A 20,022-nucleotide genomic window follows, 5' to 3' on the forward strand; every position below is an offset into this window, starting at 1 on the left:
TCATGGGGCGGCCAATTGGCCGCCCTTACACTTCGCCGCGCATTAGCTGCGGCGGCACAATCAAACTCTGAATCTCCGCTTCCGGCTGCGCCAGCCGCTGCAACATCCGCTCCGCCGCTCTTCTCCCCACATCACGCGCTTCACTACTGACAAAGGTCATGGTGGGATCGTGCAACTCCCGCTGCGGATCGTCATTAAAGCCCACCAGCGCCAGCTGCTGCGTGTAGTAGCTATCCACCGCGCCTTCACCAAAGGTTCGCCCACAGCGTAACGCGCCAAAATAGCAGCCGAGCGCGGTGCTGCCGTTATGCGCCAGAATCGCGGTGATGCCGGGATGTTGACGCAACAACTGCAGCGTTAACGCGGACACGCTTTGCTGGCGATCGTCGCACTCGATAATCCAGTCGGACCGGAACGATAGGCCATATTGCAGCAAAGTGGCGCAATAGCCGCCAATCCGCTCGGCGCGCGTCAGTGACGATCCCAAACCGCCCATCCAGGCGATGCGCTGATGTCCCTGCCGAATCAGATACTCCGTCGCCATGCGCGCCGCCTGGCTGTTATCGGGCCGCAGTGAGTCGACATTGTCGAGGCTGCTGGCGCGCGAAGCGCAAACCAACGCGATGTTTTGCTCCTGCGCCTGCGGCACCAGCGTTTCTGCTTGCGCCGCCGCGCCGCCGAGCACAATGCCTTCCGCGCCCTGCGCCACCAGCGTGTCAAAACAGCGTTTAAGGTGTTGTCCGTGCTGACCGCTTTGTGTCAGCACCAGCACTTTGCCCTGCTGCTCCAGCACTTCACTGAGTCCGGCCGTCATCGCGGCATAAAAGGGCTGGCTGAGATCGCGCACGATCAGGCCGATCACGCCGCTTTCGCCGCCGCGCAAAATCGAGGCTGAGCGATTACGCACGTAGCCAAGCTGCTCAATCGCCTGATTAACGCGTGTGGCCGTAGCGGGCGAGATGCGCCCTTTGCCGGAGAGCACCAACGACACGGTAGAGACCGACACCCCGGCGACCAACGCCACATCATGAATAGTGGTTTTCTGCTGGGACATAGTGTTCCGTTACCGACGTCCAAATCAAAGAGATAAAACGTTACACTGATTGCACCAAAAATAAAGCCTGCAATTAGTCACTCTTTGTGATTATAGCCACAAAAATAAGTGGTAAAACGTTTTATCATCCTTGACCACATTGAAGCCTTTCACTTTTTATTGCCAGGAGAATCTATGCCCGCCAGCCGCCCCAAAATGTCACTTTGGGAGTTTTTCCAAAGTCTGGGTAAAACCTTTATGTTGCCCGTCGCCCTGCTCTCGTTCTGCGGCATTCTGTTAGGAATTGGCAGTTCTCTCAGCAGTCATGACGTCCTGACGCTAATTCCTCTTCTCGATCAGCCTTTCCTGCAATACCTGTTTATCTGGCTGGCGAAGATCGGCTCTTTTGCCTTTAGCTATCTGCCGGTGATGTTTGCCATTGCCATTCCGCTCGGTATGGCGCGCGAGAATAAAGGCGTCGCCGCCTTTGCCGGTTTTGTTGGCTACGCGGTACTGAACCTGAGTATCAACTTCTGGCTCAACATCAACGGCATTCTGCCAACCACTGATGCGGCGGTGCTGAAAGCCAATAACGTACAAAACATCCTCGGCATTCAGTCCATCGACACCGGTATTCTCGGCGCGGTGATCGTCGGTATCGTGGTGTTCTGGTTACATGAGCGCTTCCACAACATTCGCCTGCCAGATGCGCTGGCGTTTTTCGGTGGGACGCGCTTTGTGCCGATCGTTACGGCGATGGCGATGGGCGTGCTGGGCCTGGTGGTTCCGCTGATTTGGCCATTCTTTGCACGCGCGATTACCGGCCTCGGCTGGGTGATTAACAGCGCCGGTGAATTTGGTCCGATGATCTTCGGTACTGGCGAACGTCTGCTTTTACCTTTTGGCTTGCAACACATTCTGGTGGCAATCATCCGCTTTACCGATGCGGGCGGCACCATGGATGTGTGCGGTAAAAGTGTTAGCGGTGCGTTAACTATCTTCCAGGCGCAATTGGCCTGTGCGGATACCCACGGCTTCGCCGAGAGCGCCACGCGCTTCCTGTCGCAGGGTAAAATGCCGGCCTTCCTCGGGGGTTTGCCGGGTGCGGCCTTGGCGATGTATCACTGCGCCCGTCCGGAAAACCGTCATAAAATTAAAGGCCTGCTGATTTCCGGCGTGGTGGCTTGCGTGGTGGGCGGTACCACTGAACCGCTGGAGTTCCTGTTCCTGTTCGTCGCGCCGGTGCTGTATTTGATCCACGCGCTGTTGACCGGCTTGGGCTTCACCGTAATGGCGATGCTGGGCGTGACTATCGGTAATACCGACGGCAACGTGATCGACTTCTTCGTCTTCGGCGTGCTGCACGGCCTCTCCACCAAATGGTATTGGGTGCCGGTGATTGCTGCGGTGTGGTTCGTGGGTTATTACGCTATCTTCCGCTTTGCTATCAGTCACTTCAACATCAAAACGCCAGGCCGCGAAGTGGAAACCAACAGCGTAGCGCAGCAGGTTAATCGCGCGGCTGTGGGTAAATCCGGCTTTAATACGCCAGCGATTCTGTCGGCGCTGGGCGGCGTGGAAAACATCGCCTCACTGGATAACTGCCTGACGCGTCTGCGCATTACCGTGGTCGACATGAGCAAGGTGGATGATGCAACACTGAAAGCCAACGGTGCGATTGGCGTGGTGCATGTTAATGCGACCAATCTGCAAGTGGTGATGGGCCCGCAGGTGCAATCGGTCAAAGATGAGATGGCACACTTGATGAGCGCGACGGTGTAATGATGCAGGATTTCGCTTTCAATCAGGTGGTGGATCGCCACGGTAGCTGGTGTACGCAGTGGGATTTCGTGGCCGATCGTTTCGGCGTGGCGGACTTGCTGCCCTTCACTATCTCCGATATGGATTTCGCTACCGCGCCATGCATCCTCGAGGCGCTGCAACAGCGCCTCGCACACGGTGTGTTTGGCTACAGCCGCTGGCAGCATGATGATTTTCTTTCTGCCATTCAACATTGGATGCGCAGCCGTTTCGCTACCGAAGTGGCGGCAGAATCGCTGGTTTATGGCCCGTCGGTGATTTATATGGTGGCGCAGCTGTTGCGCCACTGGACGCAGCCGGATGATGAAGTGCTGATTCACACCCCCGCTTACGATGCGTTTTATAACACCATCAATGGCAATCAGCGTCGCGTGCTGGAGCTGCCGCTGCAGCGCCACGCTAACGAATGGCTGTGTGACATGACGCAGCTGGAAAGTTTGCTGGCGCGTCCGCGCTGTAAAGTGATGCTGCTGTGCAGTCCGCACAATCCTAGCGGCAAAGTGTGGCGCGAAGATGAGCTGCGCCAGATGGCGGCGCTGTGCGAAAAGCATGGCGTTAAGGTGATTAGCGATGAAATTCATATGGACATGGTGCTGAGTGATGCGCAGCATACGCCCTGGAGCCAGGTCGCGCAGTCCGCCTGGGCGCTGTTCACCTCGGCCTCCAAGAGCTTCAACATTCCGGCGCTGACCGGCGCGTGGGGCATCATTCCTGATAAGCGCGATCGTCAGGCGTGGTTCCATGCGCTGAAGCATGAGGATGGCTTATCCTCGCCAGCGGTAATGGCGCTTGCCGCTACCATCGCCGCTTATCGCGCGGGCGCGCCGTGGCTGGATGCGCTGCGCGACCATCTACGTGGCAACATGCAGCATATCGCGCAGCGCCTGAACACGGCGTTTCCGCAGCTTAACTGGCAACCGCCCGCCGCGACTTACCTGGCGTGGATCGATCTCAATCCGCTTGGCATTGATGAACAGGCGCTGCAACAGCGTCTGATTCATCAACACAAAGTGGCGATCATGCCGGGTTCGACCTACGGCGCGGCGAGTCGCGGCTATCTGCGTCTCAACGCCGGTTGCCCGCGCAGCAAACTGGATGATGGGCTGGATCGCCTGATTGCCGGGCTAAAATCGTTCTAAAATGCCACGGATGCTGATTAATTCAGCATCCGTTTTGCTGTTTGCGCAAATCGCTGGCGCTGTTGCGCAAGATGTTTTTATAATCCTCTGCACTTTATGAAACTTAAGCGAGTGCGCCATGATTGATCCAAAACTCCCCCTTACCGACATTCACCGCCACCTTGATGGCAATATCCGCGCACAAACCATTCTCGACTTAGGTCGTCAGCATAATCTTGCGCTGCCCGCTGAAACGCTTGATGCATTGCGTCCGCATGTGCAGGTCACGGCTAATGAACCGGATCTGGTGAGTTTCCTGCAGAAACTCGACTGGGGCGTGAAAGTGCTGGGCGATCTTGATGCCTGTCGTCGTATCGCGCTGGAAAACGTCGAAGATGCGGCGCGCGCTGGCATTCACTATGCGGAACTGCGCTTCTCACCGGGCTACATGGCGATGACGCATCAACTGCCGATTGCCGGCGTGGTTGAGGCGGTGATTGATGGTGTGCGCGCCGGCATTCAGCAATACGGTGTTGATGTACGCCTGACCGGCATTATGAGCCGCACCTTTGGTGAAGAAGCTTGCCTGCGTGAGCTGGAAGCTTTGCTGGCACATCGCGAGGGCATCACCGCCGTCGATTTGGCCGGTGACGAACTCGGCTTCCCAGGCAGTGAATTCCTCAGCCACTTTAATCGTGCGCGTGACGCCGGTTTCCGCATTACCGTTCACGCCGGTGAAGCCGCAGGCCCGGAAAGCATCTGGCAAGCGATTCGCGAGCTGGGCGCGGAGCGTATTGGTCACGGCGTGAAGGCGATTGAAGACCGTGCATTGATGGATTTCCTTGCTGAGCAGCGCATTGGGATTGAGTCATGCCTCACTTCGAATATTCAGACCAGCACCGTTTCGTCGCTGAGCAGCCATCCGCTGAAAACCTTCCTGCAGCACGGCATTCTCGCCACCATTAACACCGACGACCCGGCGGTTCAGGGCGTTGAGCTGGCCCATGAGTATGAAGTGGCGGCACCGCAAGCGGGATTGACGGCAGAAGAGATGCGTCAGGCACAGGATAATGGTGTAACCATCGCGTTCCTGAGTGATGCAGAGAAAGCCGCGCTGCGCGCGCGCGTAGCGGGATAAAAAAAGGTGCGCATAACGCGCACCTTAGATCGTAGGGTCGCCATTCCTGGCGATCTTTTAACAGAATTAACGCAACGACAGGGTCTGACGCTTCTCGGCGGACTGCAAGCCCAGCTCGATCAACTCCATCACCTGAATCGCCTCTTCTGCCTGCACCGGATTCGCACCTGTGCCCGCAATCGCATCACGGATACCTGCGTAGTACGCCGGATAGTTACCTGGCAAGGTCAGCAGCTCTTTCTCCACCATCACATCGCCTTCCGCCAGCGTCAGCGTGCCGTTGCGCATGTCGTAGCCCCAATCTTCCTGCGGCGGACGTTCACCCGCTTTCAGACGATCTTCCTGCGGATCCAGCCCGTATTTCACGTAGCTGCCGCGCGTACCGTGCACCACAAAGCGCGCGGATTCCGCCGCCACCAGCATGCTGGCATGCAGCACCACGCGACGCGTAGGATAGGTCAACACCGCATGGAAGTAATCGGTGGTTTGCGCGCCCGGACGCAGTTCCGCCATATCGACATTGATCGCAACCGGCGTGCCAAACAGCTGCAAAGCTTGATCCAGCACGTGCGGTCCGAGATCGAACCAAATGCCGCTGCCCGCGCCTTTCATTTCACGCCAGCGCTGACGCACTTCCGGACGGAAACGGTCAAAGTGGGATTCGAAGTAACGCACTTCGCCCAGCGTACCGTCGTTCAGCAGGGATTTCAGCGTCAGGAAATCGCTGTCCCAACGGCGGTTATGGAACACTGACAGCAGCAGACCTTTGGCTTTGGCCAGCGCATCCAGCTCACGTGCTTGTGACAACGTCACGGTAAACGGCTTATCGACCACCACGTGTTTGCCGGCGTTGAGTGCCGCTTTGGCTAATGGGAAGTGGGTGTCATTCGGGGTCGGAATAACAATCAGTTGCAGTGTCGGGTCGTCCAGCAGCGCTTGTGGATCGGAAACCACCTGCACTGACGGCCAGTCAGCATGCACTTTGCTGGCATCGCTGCTTGAGATCGCCGCCAGCTCAACCTCCGGCGTACCGGCGATCAAGGGTGCATGAAAGGTTTTGCTGGCAAAACCGTAGCCGATTAGGCCGACACGTAATTTATCGCTCATTCTCATTCCTCTTGTTCGTTACCAGACTGATTTAAGACGAATCGATCTATAAGAACAAGGCGGAATCACCTGAAAACTCAGGAAATAGCACTCCGTGCGGATTGCCAGCTCTCGTGCGCTACCAAAGCATCCTGCGCATCCTGGCTGCGGCGGCGGAAGTCGCTGGGGCTGACGCCAACGCGTTTGCGGAATACGCGCGAGAAGTAAAGTTGGTCATCGTAGCCCACTTCACGCCCGACGGAAGCGATCGGTTCCTGAGTGGTTTGCAGCAGCAGTTTGGCGCGGATCACCCGCTGATCTTCGCGCCAGCGCAGCAGATTAATGCCCATTTGCTCGCGGAACAGATGCGCCAGCCGTGACGGCGACAGGCAAACATGGCGCGCCACTTCTTCAATCTTCACTTCACCCGCCAGATGATTGGTGACGTACTGGCAAGCTTCAATCACGCGCGGATCGCGGATCTGTTGATGGCTACGCGGATCCTCTTCCACCGCGCGCAGCAGCAAGCGCTCCAGCAGATTCATCGCCAGCTCTTCGGCGAAGCGACGTCCGGAGTTGTGGGTTTGCTCGATGCTGGCGAACAGGCGATCAAACTCGGCACGCTGCGCTTCTGACAAATGCAAGCGCCCCACGCCCTGGCTCTCATCCTGCCACTGCAACCAATCGGTCCAGTAAGCGCGCGGGCGGAAATAGACCCAGCGATGGAACCAGCACGGGCTGTCTGGCGCGCGGCCGTAATAGTGCGGGGTTTTCGGTTGAAACAGCAGCAGATCGCCCGGCTCGCAGTCGAAGGCAGATTCGCCATCAAACACGCGCCCCTGACCTTTAATGGTCAGATTAAGGATGTAGCCTTTCATGCCGTGCGGACGATCGATAAAGAAATCGAGTGCGTCATTGGCATTAATCGGCGTTAAGCCTGCCACCAGCCAGGCATTGAACGCATAGCCCGGCAATAAGGGATTCTGCTGCTCACTTGGGGGTTCGCGATGGTACATAATGCCCTCACTTTTCCGTTTCGCGGCGCTGAGCGTGCCCACTTTCCGGCACGCTCAGCCTGGGTTATCAGGCGGCTTTACTTTTCTGTTTGTAGCGGTCAAAAATCACCGCCGCTAACAGTATCAAACCGCGCACTACATACTGTGAGAATGGCGAGATATTCAATAAATTCATCGCATTCTCAACCGTGCCCAGAATCAGCACGCCCGCCACCACATAGGAAATTTTGCCAATGCCGCCTTTCAGCGAGACGCCGCCCAGCACGCAAGCTGAAATCACAATCAGCTCGTATCCGAGCGAGGTCATGGGCTGGCCGCTGGTCATGCGCGACGCCAGAATGATGCCCGCCGCCGCCGACACTAAACCGGACAGAATGAAGATAATGATGCGCGTGCGTACCACCGGCACGCCGGCCAGACGCGCTGCTTCTTCATTGCCGCCAATCGCCAGCGTGTTGCGACCAAAGGTGGTTTTGTTCAGCAGGAAACCGAACAGCACCATGGTAGCGATGGTGAGCCAAATCGGTGCCGGCACGCCGAGCCAGTTGGCGTATCCGAGGGTAAAGAAGCGCTCGTCTTCAATCCCCACCGCTTTGCCGTCGGAGAAGATGTAAGCCAGGCCGCGCACAATCTGCATGGTGGCCAGCGTAGTGATCAGGGCGTTGATTTTCAGCCGCGCAATGACGAAGCCGTTGATAAAACCGGTGGCCATGCCGAGCAGCAAACCCGCTGCCACGCCAATCCACAGGCTTTCGGTCATGTTGATCACCACCGCGGTGACCACACCGGCGCAGGCAATCACCGACGCCACGGACAGGTCAAAGTCGCCGGAAGCCAGGCAGAACAGCATGCCGCACGCCACCATGCCGGACATCGACATCGCCAGCCCGAGCCCTTTCATGTTGATGATAGAACCAAAGTTCGGCACGAAAATGGCACACACGATAAACAGCAGTGCGAACACCACCAGCATGCCGAAGTTGTCCCAAATCCGCCCCAGTTGCAGCCCGTTGCGCTGCACCGGTGGCGTGTTGGAAGTGGTAGATGAAGCCATTATTACTCTCCTTTACATCAGGCCACGGCGGCCGCTTGAGTGGTTTTCGGCATCGCCAGGCTCAGCGTCAGCTGCTCTGTGGCCGTGTCATGGGACAGTTCACCGGCAATGGAACCTTCACGCATCACCAGAATGCGGTCGGCTAATCCCATCACTTCCGGCAGATCGCTGGAGGCAAACAGCACCGCAATCCCCTTTTTCGCCAGTTGATAAATTAGGTTGTAGATTTCGTGTTTGGCACCGACGTCAATGCCGCGCGTCGGCTCATCGAGCAGGATCACGTTCATCTCTTCCGACAGCCAGCGGCCCAGAATCGCCTTCTGCTGGTTGCCTCCGGAAAGATTCATGATCAGCTGCTGCGGGCCTGGCGTTTTGATGTTGAGTGAACGAATGTGGATATCGGCGTTTTTCGCTTCCCAGCTCGGTTTGATCAGGCAACCAGCGGTGAGATTGTGGCGACGCGCGCTGATGTTGATGTTATCGCGCACCGAATGCACCGGAATGATGCCTTCAGATTTGCGATCTTCCGGGCACAGCATGATGCCGGCGCGGATGGCGTCGATCGGCTGGCGAATGTTGAGCTTTTTGCCATCCAGCGTCACGCTGCCGCCGCGCAATTTAGTGGCACCGAACAGCCCTTTCATCAGTTCACTGCGTCCCGCGCCCACTAAACCAAACAGGCCAACGATTTCACCGGCACGCACCGTCAACGAAATCGGCGTGCGCACGCCCTTCGCCTCCACCGCGTCCAGCTGCAGACGCACCGGGCCCAGTTCACGCGGCGCGTAACCATAAATATCCCCCAGATTGCGCCCCACCATCGCCTGTACCAAATCATCGTGATGGGTGTTTTTCATGTCGGTGAAGGTGCGCACGTAGCGGCCATCTTTAAACACGGTGATGGCATCGCTCAGGGCAAAAATCTCCTCCATGCGATGCGACACGTACAACACGGTGCGGCCCTGCTCGCGTAGCTGACGGATGACGCGGAACAAGTGATCAATTTCGCGCGCCGACAGCGAGCTGGTCGGTTCGTCAAAAGCGATGATGCGCGCGTTACGCGCCAGCGCTTTGGCGATCTCCACCATCTGCCATTGTCCGAGCGACAGATATTTCAGCGGCATGTCCGGATCGATATCCATGCCAAGATTTTGCAGCTGCAAACCGGCTTCATAGCGCAGCAGTTTGCGATTCACCAGACCGCGCTTGTGCGGCAGCTGGCCGAGATAGATATTTTCCGCCACGCTCATTTCCGGCACCAGATGCAGTTCCTGGTAAATGATCGCCACGCCGGCATCCAGCGCATCCACGGTGGTGTTGAAACTCTTCGGCTGGCCTTTAATGCGGATCTCGCCGCCGCTGGGCTGGTAGCTACCGCTGAGGATCTTCAACAGCGTTGATTTACCGGCACCGTTCTCCCCCATCAGCGCGTGCACTTCGCCGGAACGGCAGCTGAATGAGATGTCCTGCAGCGCTTTCACGCCGGGAAAGGTTTTGCTGATGCCATGAAACGACAGAAAGGCTTGATCAGTGTTCATGGTGACTCCTCTAAGCCTTCATGCTTCGCACTGTAACTGCGTTGGCTGCGTGAACTTACCCCGGTCACTTATAAAAGTAAGCTCCCGGGGATAAGTGCACTTGCCGCCTTGTTACAGCACGAATCATTTTGGCTAAACATTTAGATGGTGCTGCTCAAACAACGAACAACGTGATTACTTCAGCCCTTTCTTATCCAGCTCGGCTTTGAAGTTATCGCGGGTAATCAGCACCACATCGGTGACCTCGGTGAACTTCGGCGGCTCCTGATCTTTGGTCACCCAGTTGTAGAGCATCTCGCTGCTCTTATAACCGTGCACGTCCGGGCTTGGCAGCAGCGAACCGTAGAAACCGGTGGCGGATCCTTTCGACAGCTCACTCACCGCATCAACACCGTTAATGCCGATACCGATCACATCGGGCGCTTTAAAGCCCTGGCCTTCGGTGGCGCGAACGCCGCCCAGCACGGTGTTATCGTTCATGCCGAGAATCAGCCAGTGTTTCACTTCCGGATGCTGCACCAGCAGCGAGTTACCGGCGTCAAAGGCGCCTGGGATATCATTGGATTTGGTTGGCACCTGATAGATCTGCTTCTCCGGGAAACCGGCGGCTTTCAGCGCGTCCATTGAACCGCTGGTGCGACGGCGTGCGGTGTCGAGTTCGTTCGCGGTGATGGCCATCACGCCGGTCTCTTTCACATCCCAGCCGCGTTTCTGCATCTCTTTATACAGTTCCTGCCCCTGACGCTCGCCGATCTTGGTTGCCGCCATCATCACCAATGGCACGGTATCCATCGGCTTGCCTTTGGCGGTCACGAACTGATCATCGACGGCAATCACTTTCAGACCGTAACCGCGCGCTTTGGCGACAATCGCGGAGCCGAGCTTAGGGTCCGGCGTACAGATGACGAAGCCTTTCGCGCCGCTGGCGGCCAGGCTGTCGATGGCGTTAAGGGTTTTCTCACCGTCGGGCACGGCAATTTTGATCACTTCAAAGCCGAGATCCTTGCCGGCTTTATCCGCGAATTTCCATTCAGTCTGGAACCAGGGTTCCTCCGGTTGTTTAACGAGGAAACCGAGTTTCATGGTCTCGGCGATAGCGGATTGTGACATAACCGCAGCGAGACCTAGCGCCGCCAGCGTTTTAGTGAATTTATGCATGATGCTCTCCGGCATAATGTTGTTTTAGGCTGTTATTAACCAATCGGTGTAAACGCTACCAATCAAATCATTCTGTGGGGTACAGCTAAAAATCAGCGCGTTAGCGCAAAGGTTGTACAAAGGCTGCGCAAACGCTGGGCTAGTTGTAGCGGGAATGGACGGGAAAAATGTAGAGCGGTATCACATCCCAAAACGATGACAAAATCCTCCATATATTCAGCAAATTTAACCGGTCGTTAACTTTTGCAGTGGATCACACATCCCCGCCGATGGCAGAAAAGTGCATATTCTCAGCGACTGATGACTAACCGCTTCTGCCGCCCCATTCCAGGATAGAGCCAGATAACTCACACAGGAGAATCCCAATGGGTGCTGGCGCCATAACAATTGGGCTGGATTTTGGCAGTGACTCGGTGCGTGCGCTGGCCGTGGACTGTCACAGTGGTAAAGAGCTGGAAAAAGCGGTGGTCAACTATGCACGCTGGGCCAACGGCGAATTTTGCGATGCGCACGCCAACCGCTTTCGTCACCATCCGCAGGACTATATCGATGCGTTAGAGCAGGCGATTGTCACCGTGGTTAACGCCTTAACGCCTGAACAGCGCGCCGCCGTAGTGGGGATTGGCGTGGATTCCACCGGCTCGACGCCTGCGCCCATCGATCGTGATGGCAACGTGCTGGCGCTGCGCCCGGAATTCGCCACCAACCCCAACGCGATGTTCGTGCTGTGGAAAGATCACACCGCGATTGAAGAAGCCGAAGAGATCAATCAGCTGTGTCGTAGCGGTCGTTTCAACGATTACACCCGCTATATTGGCGGCGTCTATTCGTCGGAGTGGTTCTGGGCCAAGATACTGCACGTGTCACGCGCCGATGCTGCGGTACGTGAAGCGGCAGTGTCTTGGGTGGAACTGTGCGATTGGGTGCCCGCGCTCCTCAGCGGCACTACCGCACCCGCGCAGCTGCGTCGTGGACGCTGTGCCGCCGGGCACAAATCACTGTGGCATCCGGAGTGGCAAGGTTTGCCGCCGGCTGACTTCTTCCGCGCGCTCGATCCTCTGCTGGTCGAGCAGCTCGATTCCCCCTTATTCGCAGACACCTGGACCGCCGATGTGCCGGTGGGCACGCTCAGCAGCGAATGGGCGCAGCGCCTCGGCTTATCGCAACAGGTGATTCTTTCGGGCGGCGCGTTTGACTGCCACATGGGCGCGGTTGGTGCCGGTGCGCAGCCTTATACGCTGGTGAAAGTGATTGGCACCTCAACCTGCGACATTCTGATTGCCGACAGCGACACCGTTGGCGACCGCGCTATCAAAGGCATCTGCGGCCAGGTAGATGGCAGCGTGGTGCCGGGCGCGATTGGCTGCGAAGCCGGTCAGTCGGCGTTTGGCGATATTTATGCCTGGTTCAGCCGCCTGCTCGGCTGGCCACTGCAGCAGGCGGCGCAGCACCATCCGGAGCTGCAACCACAGTTAGCCGCGCTGCAAAAAGATCTGATCCGCAACCTCACCGAAGCCTGGGCGGCCAATCCGCAACTCGATCATCTGCCGGTGGTGCTTGACTGGTTCAACGGCCGCCGCACGCCAGACGCCAATCAGCGCTTAAAAGGTGTGATCACCGATCTCAATCTCGGCACCGATGCGCCCGCGCTGTTTGGTGGCCTGATCGCCGCCACCGCGTTTGGCGCACGCGCCATTATGGAGTGTTTCGAACAGCAGCAGATTCCGGTGCAGAGCATCCTGACGCTCGGCGGCATCGCCCGTAAATCCCCCGCCATCATGCAGGCGTGCTGCGACGTCATGAACCGTCCGCTGGATATCGTCGCCTCTGACGAATGCTGTGCGCTCGGTGCGGCCATTTTTGCCGCCGTGGCCGCGGGCGTGTATGCCAATGTGCCTGCCGCCCAGCAGGTAATGGCCAGTCCGATTGATGTGACGCTGCAACCCAACGCCGCGCGCGTGGTGGTTTATCAGCAACTTTATCAACGTTATCAAAACTGGTGCCAGGCTGCTGAACCGCAGTACGCCGCGCGCACCGCATCCGCTCAGTAAAGGAGAGATTTAATGGAACAGCACAACGCACGACAGGTGTGGTTTGTTATTGGTACGCAGCACCTTTACGGCGCGGAAACCTTGCGTCAGGTGGAACAGCACGCTCGCCAGGTGATGGACGGATTGAATCAGGCCGGCACCTTGCCGGTGTCGCTGGTGCTGAAGCCGCTGGTGAAATCACCAGACGAAGCGCTGGCATTGTGCCGCGACGCTAACCACGATAATCAGTGTGTCGGCATCATTACCTGGCTGCACACCTTCTCGCCGGCCAAGATGTGGATTGGCGGCCTGAGCATCCTGAATAAGCCGCTGCTGCAATTCCATACTCAGTTCAACGCGGAGATTCCGTGGGACAGCATGGATATGGACTTTATGAACCTTAACCAAACCGCGCACGGCGGTCGCGAGTTCGGCTTTATCGGCGCGCGCATGGGTTTGCAGCACAGCGTGGTTACCGGTCACTGGCAGGATAAAGCCAGCCAGCAGCGCATCGGACGCTGGATCAATGCCGCGCTGGCAAAACAGGCCAGCCAGCAGCTGAAAGTGGCGCGCTTCGGCGACAACATGCGCGAAGTGGCGGTGACCGAAGGCGATAAAGTCGCGGCGCAGATTCAGTTTGGTTACTCCGTGAATGGCTGGGGCGTGGGCGATTTGGTCGAGGTGGTGAATAGCGTCAGCGATGGCGACGTCAACGCGCTGATCGATGAATACGAAAGCCAATATCGCTTCACCGATGCCGCCGCCGTCAACGGCGATAAACGTCAAAACGTACTGGATGCGGCACGCATTGAGCTGGGTCTGAAACGTTTCCTCGAAGCCGAGGGCTGCAAAGCCTTTACCACCAACTTCCAGACTTTGCACGGCATGACGCAACTGCCCGGTTTGGCGGTGCAGCGCTTGATGGGCCAGGGCTATGGATTTGCCGGTGAAGGCGACTGGAAAACCGCCGCGCTGCTGCACATTCTCAAGATCCAGGCCGGCACACGCGCGGGCGGTACTTCCTTTATGGAGGATTACACCTATCACTTCTCACCGGGCAATGATTTGGTGCTGGGCTCGCACATGCTGGAAGTGTGCCCGTCCATCGCCAAAGAGGAGAAGCCGCTGATTGATGTGCAGTTCCTCGGCATTGGCGACAAAGCCGATCCGGCGCGCATGATCTTCTCCACGCCGGCCGGACGCGCGGTGAATGCCAGCGTCATCGATCTGGGCGATCGTTTCCGTTTGCTGGTGAATGTGGTGGATGCGATCGAACAGCCCAAACCGCTGCCAAAATTGCCGGTGGCCCGTGCGCTGTGGCGTGCCCAGCCGTCGCTGGCCACCGCATCAGAAGCCTGGATTCTGGCCGGCGGCGCGCACCACACGGTGTTCAGCCAGGCGCTGGATCTGGATGATATGTATCTGTACGGCGAGCTGAATGGCATTGAAGTGCTGGTGATTGATGAGGAGACGCGCTTACCGGCATTTAAAGATGCGCTGCGCTGGAATGAGGCGTATTACCGCCTGGCACGTTGATTTCGTCCTCTGCGATATTCCCCTCATCCTAACCTTCTCCCGCAAGCGGGAGAAGGAACCGTTTTATAAACGCTGTCACTCCGAACTCAACGTCTGCTTTTGCTTCAGGGAAGAGTGCTGCTTATCGCTGCACCGGCGGCTCCCTCTCCCGCAAGCGGGAGAAGGAACCGTTTTATAAACGCTGTCACTCCGAACTCAACGTCTGCTTTTGCTTTCAGGTAAGAGTGCTGCTTATCGCTGCACCGGCGGCTCCCTCTCCCGCGCGCGGGAGAGGGTTGGGGTGAGGGAAAGGCGGGTGAAGAAGTTAAGAGGTCAAACGCTTAACAGGTGCGTTCTGCTGGCGATCCCACATCACGGTGAGCAGGCGTTGCAGCGCGATAAACGCAAACAGCAGAATGCCGATGGCGATCTTGGTCCACCATGAACTCAAGGTGCCGTCGAAGTTAATCCAGGTCTGAATCAATCCCTGAATCAACACGCCGAACAGCGTGCCCAACACCGTGCCCACGCCGCCAGACAACAAGGTGCCGCCAATCACCACCGAGGCAATCGCGTCCAGTTCCACACCCAATCCCGCTAGCGCATAGCCTGCCGAGGTATAAATGGAGAACACAATGCCCGCTAATGTCGCCAGCGTGGTCGACAACATATAAATCCTGATGGTGGTCGCGCGCGTTGACACGCCCATCAACTGCGCCGAAGTCAGGCTGCCGCCAATCGCATACACCTGATTACCAAAGCGCGTACGGTGCGCCAGAATAATCCCGCCGAGTACCACCACCAGCATAATCAGCGCCAGCAAACTCAGGCGTCCGCCGCCAGGGATCTTCCACGCCAGACTCGACAGCGTGGTATAGAGCGGATGATCGATAGGAATCGAATTCTCCGACACCAGATAGCTGCAGCCGCGCAGGAAAAACATCCCCGCCAGCGTAATGATAAACGCCGGGATTTTCAGCGCATCGATCAGCCAGCCCATCATCGCGCCAAACAGCGCGCCCATCGCCAGCACCAGCGCAAACGCCAGAAGCGGATCGAGATGATAATCACCAATCACCCGTGCCAGGAACACGCCGCTAAAGGCAATCACCGCGCCCACCGACAGATCAATCCCGCCGGACAAAATCACGAACGTCATCCCCACGGCGATAATGCCGAGGAAAGCGTTATCGGTGAGGATATTGCAGATCACGCGCGTTGAAGCGAAGCCGGGAAATTGACTCAGGCAAAACAGATAACCCGCCACAAACACCAGCAGCGTGATCATCAATGGCAGATGACGTTTCATCATTTCGGGCGTCTCCGTTTCAACATGGCAATAAAGCGTGGCGACTGCAGCAGCAATACGCACATCACCACCACCGCTTTCACCACCTGATTGAGTTCAGGCTGGAAGCCGGACAGCAAAATACCGGTATTCATCGATTGAATGATCAACGCGCCAATCAGTGACAGCACCAGATTGAAGCGCCCGCCCATCAGCGAAGCACCGCCAATCACCACCGCCAGAATGGCATCCAGCTCCAGCCACAAACCGGCATTATTAGCATCGGCACCGCGAATATCCGCAGCGACGATCATGCCCGCCACCGCCGCGCACATGCCGCTAATCACATAGGTCGACATCACCACCAGCCAGCCATTCACACCGGCATTGCGCGCCGCGCGCAGGTTGATACCGACCGCTTCGATAAACAGTCCGAGCGCGGTTTTGCGCGTCAGCAGCCACACCACGAGCGCCACCAGCAGCGTAATCCATACCGGCACCGGCAGCAGCCACAGCGAACCGCTACCAAACCACGCCAGGCTATCGCTGTTGAAGGTAACGATTTGGCCCTGTGTAATCAGCTGCGCCACGCCGCGTCCCGCCACCATCAAAATCAAAGTGGCGACAAACGGCTGAATTTTTAGTAGCGCCACCAAAATGCCATTCCATAAACCGCAGGCCAGGCCGGTACCGAGCGTCGCCAGAATGATGAACGGCAAACTATGCCCCGCCACCGTCAAGGTCGCCGCCGTTGCGCCGGCAATCGCCATCACCGCGCCCACCGACAGATCGATGCCGCCGGTGGCAATCACCAGCGTCATGCCAATCGCCAGCAGCGCCACCGGCGCGGCGCGATTGAGGATATCAATCGGGCTGCCGAACAAACGGCCATCCTGAATGTGAATGGCAAAAAAGTTATTCGCCACCAGGCTATCCACCAGCAGCACCAGAATCAGCGCCACTATCTGCGGCATGCCAGGCGGCAGCTTCGGCTTACGCCGTTCGGGTTTGTCATGTGTCATAGGGGATTCAAGCATGTTGTGCTCCTCCATCGGCGATGGCGTTGACGATCGCGGCCACCGACAGCTGCTCCAGCGGGATTTCGGCCACCTGCTTCAAATCGCGCATGATCAACACGCGATCGGCATAGCCCACCAGTTCTTCGAGTTCAGAGGAGATAACCAGTAGCGCCAATCCGTCGGCGCACAGGGTTTCAATTAAGCGAATGATTTCGGCATGCGCGCCGACATCGATGCCGCGCGTTGGCTCGTCGAGGATCAGAAATTGCGGTTTGGTCACCAGCCAGCGCGACAGCAGCACCTTCTGCTGATTGCCGCCGGACAACAGCTCAACCGGCTGATCGGCATGCGGCGTGCGAATGCCGAGGCTCTTGATAAAGCGCTCAGCGATCTCCTGCTGCTCACGACGCTTGATCGGTCGCAGCCAGCCGCGCTGCGCCTGCAGCGCCAGAATGATATTTTCGCGCACCGACGCGCCACCAATGATGCCGTCGGTTTTACGATCTTCCGGACAGAAACCCATACCGAGGCGCGAAGCCTTGGCGGGCGTGCGGATGTTCTGCACTTTGCCCTTGATGGTCGCGGTGCCGCGATCGGCCCGGCGAATGCCAAACAGCACTTCGGCGGTTTCGGTACGGCCTGAACCGAGCAGTCCGGCCAGTCCCACCACTTCACCCGGGCGCACCTGCAGGTTGAAGGGTTCAATGGTGCCCTTCTTGCCATAATCTTCAAATGACACCACCGGCTGATTGCTGCGCAGTGTGCTGCCCTGACGCTGCAAAGCGGTTTCCAGCAGCTCGCGTCCCAGCATCAACTTGATCAGTTCAATCTGCGGCAGCGTGGCGGTATCGCGCATGGCAATAAACTGGCCGTTACGCAGCACGGTGATGCGATCGGTAATGCGGTAAACCTGGTCGAGAAAATGGGTAACAAAAATCAGGCTCATCCCTTTGGCTTTTAGCTGCGCCATCAGGGTAAACAGCATTTCGACTTCATTGGCATCGAGGCTGGCGGTCGGTTCATCAAGGATCAGCACCTGCGCGGAGAGATCGACCGCGCGGCAAATCGCAATGATCTGCTGCATCGCCACCGAGTAATGCCCCAGCGGACGCGTTACGTCGAGTACAAAGCCGTAGTTGCGCATCAGCGCATCGGCGTCGCGCACCATGCGCTTGCGATCAATCATGCCGAAGCGACGCGGCTCGCGGCCAATGTACAAATTATCCGCCACCGACATATTCGGCAGCAGATTCACTTCCTGATAAACCGTGCCAATGCCCATCTCCTGTGCATCAGCGGTGTTATGCGGCGTAATCGCCTTGCCGTTCAGGGTTACCGTGCCGGCATCACGGGTATACACGCCGGTCAGAACTTTAATCAGCGTGGATTTGCCCGCGCCGTTTTCGCCCAGCAACGCCATGATCTCGCCCTTACGGATGCTGAACGAGACATTATCCAGCGCCTTCACGCCGGGAAAGCCTTTGCTGACGCCGCTAATGGTCAGCAGTGCGGTTTCATCGGAGGTGCTCATCAGGTTCTACCTCGCCTTACGTCATCAAAAACCGCCCCGAAGGGCGGTTGCGGGGATCAGTAACCCATGCCTTTTTTGGTATCGAGCTGCGCCTGTGCGGAGTCCGGCAGATACAGTTTCGATTCTGTTTTGATGATTTTCGGCGGCATCGTGCCGTCTTTCTTGAATTTCTCCAGCGCGTCGAATGCCGGACCGGCCATATTAGGGGTCAGCTCCACGTTGGCATTGGCTTCACCGGCCAGCATCGCTTTATAGATATCGGGCACGCCATCAATCGAACCGGTCAGGATATCTTTGCCTGGCTTGAGGCCAGCTTCTTTAATCGCCTGAATCGCACCGATCGCCATATCATCGTTATGCGCGTAAACCATGCAGATGTTCTTGCCGTTGTTTTCCGCCTTGATAAAGCTCTCCATCACCTCTTTACCTTTACTGCGGGTAAAGTCACCGGACTGCGAGCGAATCACTTTGATATTGTCGTGGCCGGCGATGGCTTCGGCGAAGCCTTTCTTACGGTCAATCGCCACGCTGGCGCCGACGGTGCCTTGCAGCTCGACGACGTTACATTTTTTGTCCGCGACCGTTTTCACCAGCCAGTCGCCAATCAACTTGCCTTCCAGCACGTTGTCCGCAGTGACCACCGCCATGTACAGCGATTTGTCTTTCACCACGATGGCGCGATCGAGTAAGAACACCGGGATTTTGGCGTCTTTGGCTTCTTCCAGCACCGGTTCCCATCCCGTTTGCACCACCGGCGCAATGAAAATGGCATCAACGCCCTGCGCGATGAACGAGCGCACCGCTTTGATTTGGTTCTCTTGTTTCTGCTGGCCATCGGCGATTTTCAGCGTGATACCGCGCTTTTGCGCTTCACTTTTTGCCACATTGGTTTCTGCTGAACGCCAGCCAGATTCCGACCCAACCTGTGAGAAGCCCACCGTCATATCAGCAGCCAACACCGACGTACTCAGTGCCGAGCTCATCATGGCGGTCAAGAGTAAACGTTTCCACATAATTTCATTCCTCTGAAGGGAGTGTGTTGTAGGGGTACAAAACGCGAATTAAGCCTGGCTGAAAAGCGCGTAAACAAGCGCGACATACTTCACAAATCAGAGTGAATTAAAGGAGTTACGTGAACAGGCAATGCTTTATAGATCGTGGCATTATGGACAAAATGCCTGCTAATTATTGCGGAGGGCGTTAAATAAATGTAATAAACAGAATCGGTTATGCTTCTCACTTCTGGAAACGATTACAGCGGGCGCGTAAAGAATGGTTATTGTCTGCAGCGACAATCAATTATTGGTTTTGTGACTGCTCGCACAGAATGTGAGTGCCGGTTTCACGGCGTGTGCATTAATTTGCTGACCAGAGCGGAATAAACAGCGGATTCATTCGCAGCACGATCGCAAATACCTATTATAGAGACGGAGAAATAACGGCTTTCCAATCATGCGTTAATAGCGTGAGATTTTCTCACAAGCCCGCTAAATACCGGCCTGAATTTGCCTTAAATCGTACTTTATATGCGCGTTTAAAACGCGTAAAAGGCAAAAAAGTGTCGTTTCATGAGCGAATTAGCGCATGTTGTCTGAATTTTGTATTTTTTTATGAGTCGCGTATGGACTCTCGCCGCGTGCTCCCTATACTTGGGCACTTCCAAGTACTTTATATTTA

15 protein-coding genes are annotated in these 20,022 nt (G+C 56.9%); 5 read left to right on the forward strand and 10 right to left on the reverse strand.

Features of this window, described 5'->3' with window-relative positions; genetic code table 11:
- Positions 1–25: 25 nt before the first annotated feature.
- Positions 26–1,054, reverse strand: coding sequence for a Mal regulon transcriptional regulator MalI (gene malI / locus PZBJ_RS23345; RefSeq protein ID WP_101764508.1), 1,029 nt, complete (start codon positions 1,052–1,054; stop codon positions 26–28).
- 174 nt (positions 1,055–1,228) lie between these two features.
- Between malI and malX the strand changes: the two genes are divergently transcribed.
- The 3 genes from malX (at position 1,229) to add (ending at position 5,110) form a co-directional block, all read left to right on the forward strand.
- Positions 1,229–2,815, forward strand: a complete 1,587-nt coding sequence (gene malX, locus PZBJ_RS23350; protein ID WP_101764509.1) for a maltose/glucose-specific PTS transporter subunit IIBC — start codon at positions 1,229–1,231, stop codon at positions 2,813–2,815.
- The gene (locus PZBJ_RS23355; protein ID WP_101764510.1) at positions 2,815–3,993 is read left to right on the forward strand and encodes a MalY/PatB family protein; all 1,179 of its coding nucleotides are present in this window, start codon (positions 2,815–2,817) and stop codon (positions 3,991–3,993) included. The genes malX and PZBJ_RS23355 overlap by 1 nt, the downstream gene beginning before the upstream one ends.
- A 118-nt stretch (positions 3,994–4,111) precedes the next feature.
- The gene (gene add, locus PZBJ_RS23360; RefSeq protein ID WP_101764511.1) at positions 4,112–5,110 is read left to right on the forward strand and encodes an adenosine deaminase; all 999 of its coding nucleotides are present in this window, start codon (positions 4,112–4,114) and stop codon (positions 5,108–5,110) included.
- 66 nt (positions 5,111–5,176) lie between these two features.
- Here the strand turns inward: add and PZBJ_RS23365 are convergent, their stop codons facing one another.
- From PZBJ_RS23365 to PZBJ_RS23385, 5 genes are all read right to left on the reverse strand, one after another.
- Entirely contained in the window at positions 5,177–6,217 is a 1,041-nt protein-coding gene (locus PZBJ_RS23365) for an oxidoreductase (RefSeq protein ID WP_101764512.1), read from the reverse strand.
- 77 nt (positions 6,218–6,294) lie between these two features.
- A complete protein-coding gene (araC, locus tag PZBJ_RS23370; protein ID WP_101764513.1) occupies positions 6,295–7,212 on the reverse strand; it encodes an arabinose operon transcriptional regulator AraC in 918 nt (305 codons plus the stop codon).
- Positions 7,213–7,279: 67 nt separating this feature from the next.
- Positions 7,280–8,266: an L-arabinose ABC transporter permease AraH gene (gene araH / locus PZBJ_RS23375; RefSeq protein WP_008110235.1), complete on the reverse strand. Its 987-nt coding sequence runs from the start codon at positions 8,264–8,266 to the stop codon at positions 7,280–7,282.
- Between the two features lie 17 nt (positions 8,267–8,283).
- Positions 8,284–9,804, reverse strand: coding sequence for an L-arabinose ABC transporter ATP-binding protein AraG (araG, locus tag PZBJ_RS23380; RefSeq protein WP_101764514.1), 1,521 nt, complete (start codon positions 9,802–9,804; stop codon positions 8,284–8,286).
- Between the two features lie 174 nt (positions 9,805–9,978).
- The gene (locus tag PZBJ_RS23385) at positions 9,979–10,962 is read right to left on the reverse strand and encodes an arabinose ABC transporter substrate-binding protein (protein WP_101764515.1); all 984 of its coding nucleotides are present in this window, start codon (positions 10,960–10,962) and stop codon (positions 9,979–9,981) included.
- 365 nt (positions 10,963–11,327) lie between these two features.
- Here PZBJ_RS23385 and PZBJ_RS23390 point away from each other — a divergent pair, with 365 nt between their 5' ends.
- On the forward strand, positions 11,328–13,013 hold the full coding sequence (locus PZBJ_RS23390; protein ID WP_101764516.1) for a ribulokinase: 1,686 nt from the start codon (positions 11,328–11,330) through the stop codon (positions 13,011–13,013).
- A 12-nt stretch (positions 13,014–13,025) separates the two neighbouring features.
- Positions 13,026–14,528 (forward strand): L-arabinose isomerase, encoded by a 1,503-nt coding sequence (gene araA / locus PZBJ_RS23395; protein WP_101764517.1) that lies wholly within the window; start codon positions 13,026–13,028, stop codon positions 14,526–14,528.
- A 304-nt stretch (positions 14,529–14,832) separates the two neighbouring features.
- Here the strand turns inward: araA and yjfF are convergent, their stop codons facing one another.
- From yjfF to ytfQ, 4 genes are read right to left on the reverse strand one after another with little or no spacing between them, the layout of a single operon-like run.
- On the reverse strand, positions 14,833–15,819 hold the full coding sequence (gene yjfF, locus PZBJ_RS23400; protein ID WP_101764518.1) for a galactofuranose ABC transporter, permease protein YjfF: 987 nt from the start codon (positions 15,817–15,819) through the stop codon (positions 14,833–14,835).
- A complete protein-coding gene (gene ytfT / locus PZBJ_RS23405) occupies positions 15,816–16,832 on the reverse strand; it encodes a galactofuranose ABC transporter, ATP-binding protein YtfT (RefSeq protein WP_101764519.1) in 1,017 nt (338 codons plus the stop codon). Before ytfT ends, yjfF begins: the two co-directional genes overlap by 4 nt.
- On the reverse strand, positions 16,825–18,345 hold the full coding sequence (locus PZBJ_RS23410) for a sugar ABC transporter ATP-binding protein (protein ID WP_101764520.1): 1,521 nt from the start codon (positions 18,343–18,345) through the stop codon (positions 16,825–16,827). The genes ytfT and PZBJ_RS23410 overlap by 8 nt, the downstream gene beginning before the upstream one ends.
- A 56-nt stretch (positions 18,346–18,401) precedes the next feature.
- Complete coding sequence (gene ytfQ, locus PZBJ_RS23415; RefSeq protein ID WP_101764521.1) at positions 18,402–19,358, reverse strand: galactofuranose ABC transporter, galactofuranose-binding protein YtfQ; 957 nt, start codon at positions 19,356–19,358, stop codon at positions 18,402–18,404.
- Positions 19,359–20,022: the final 664 nt, after the last annotated feature.

The organism is Pantoea endophytica (assembly GCF_002858935.1).
Lineage (GTDB): Bacteria > Pseudomonadota > Gammaproteobacteria > Enterobacterales > Enterobacteriaceae > Pantoea > Pantoea leporis.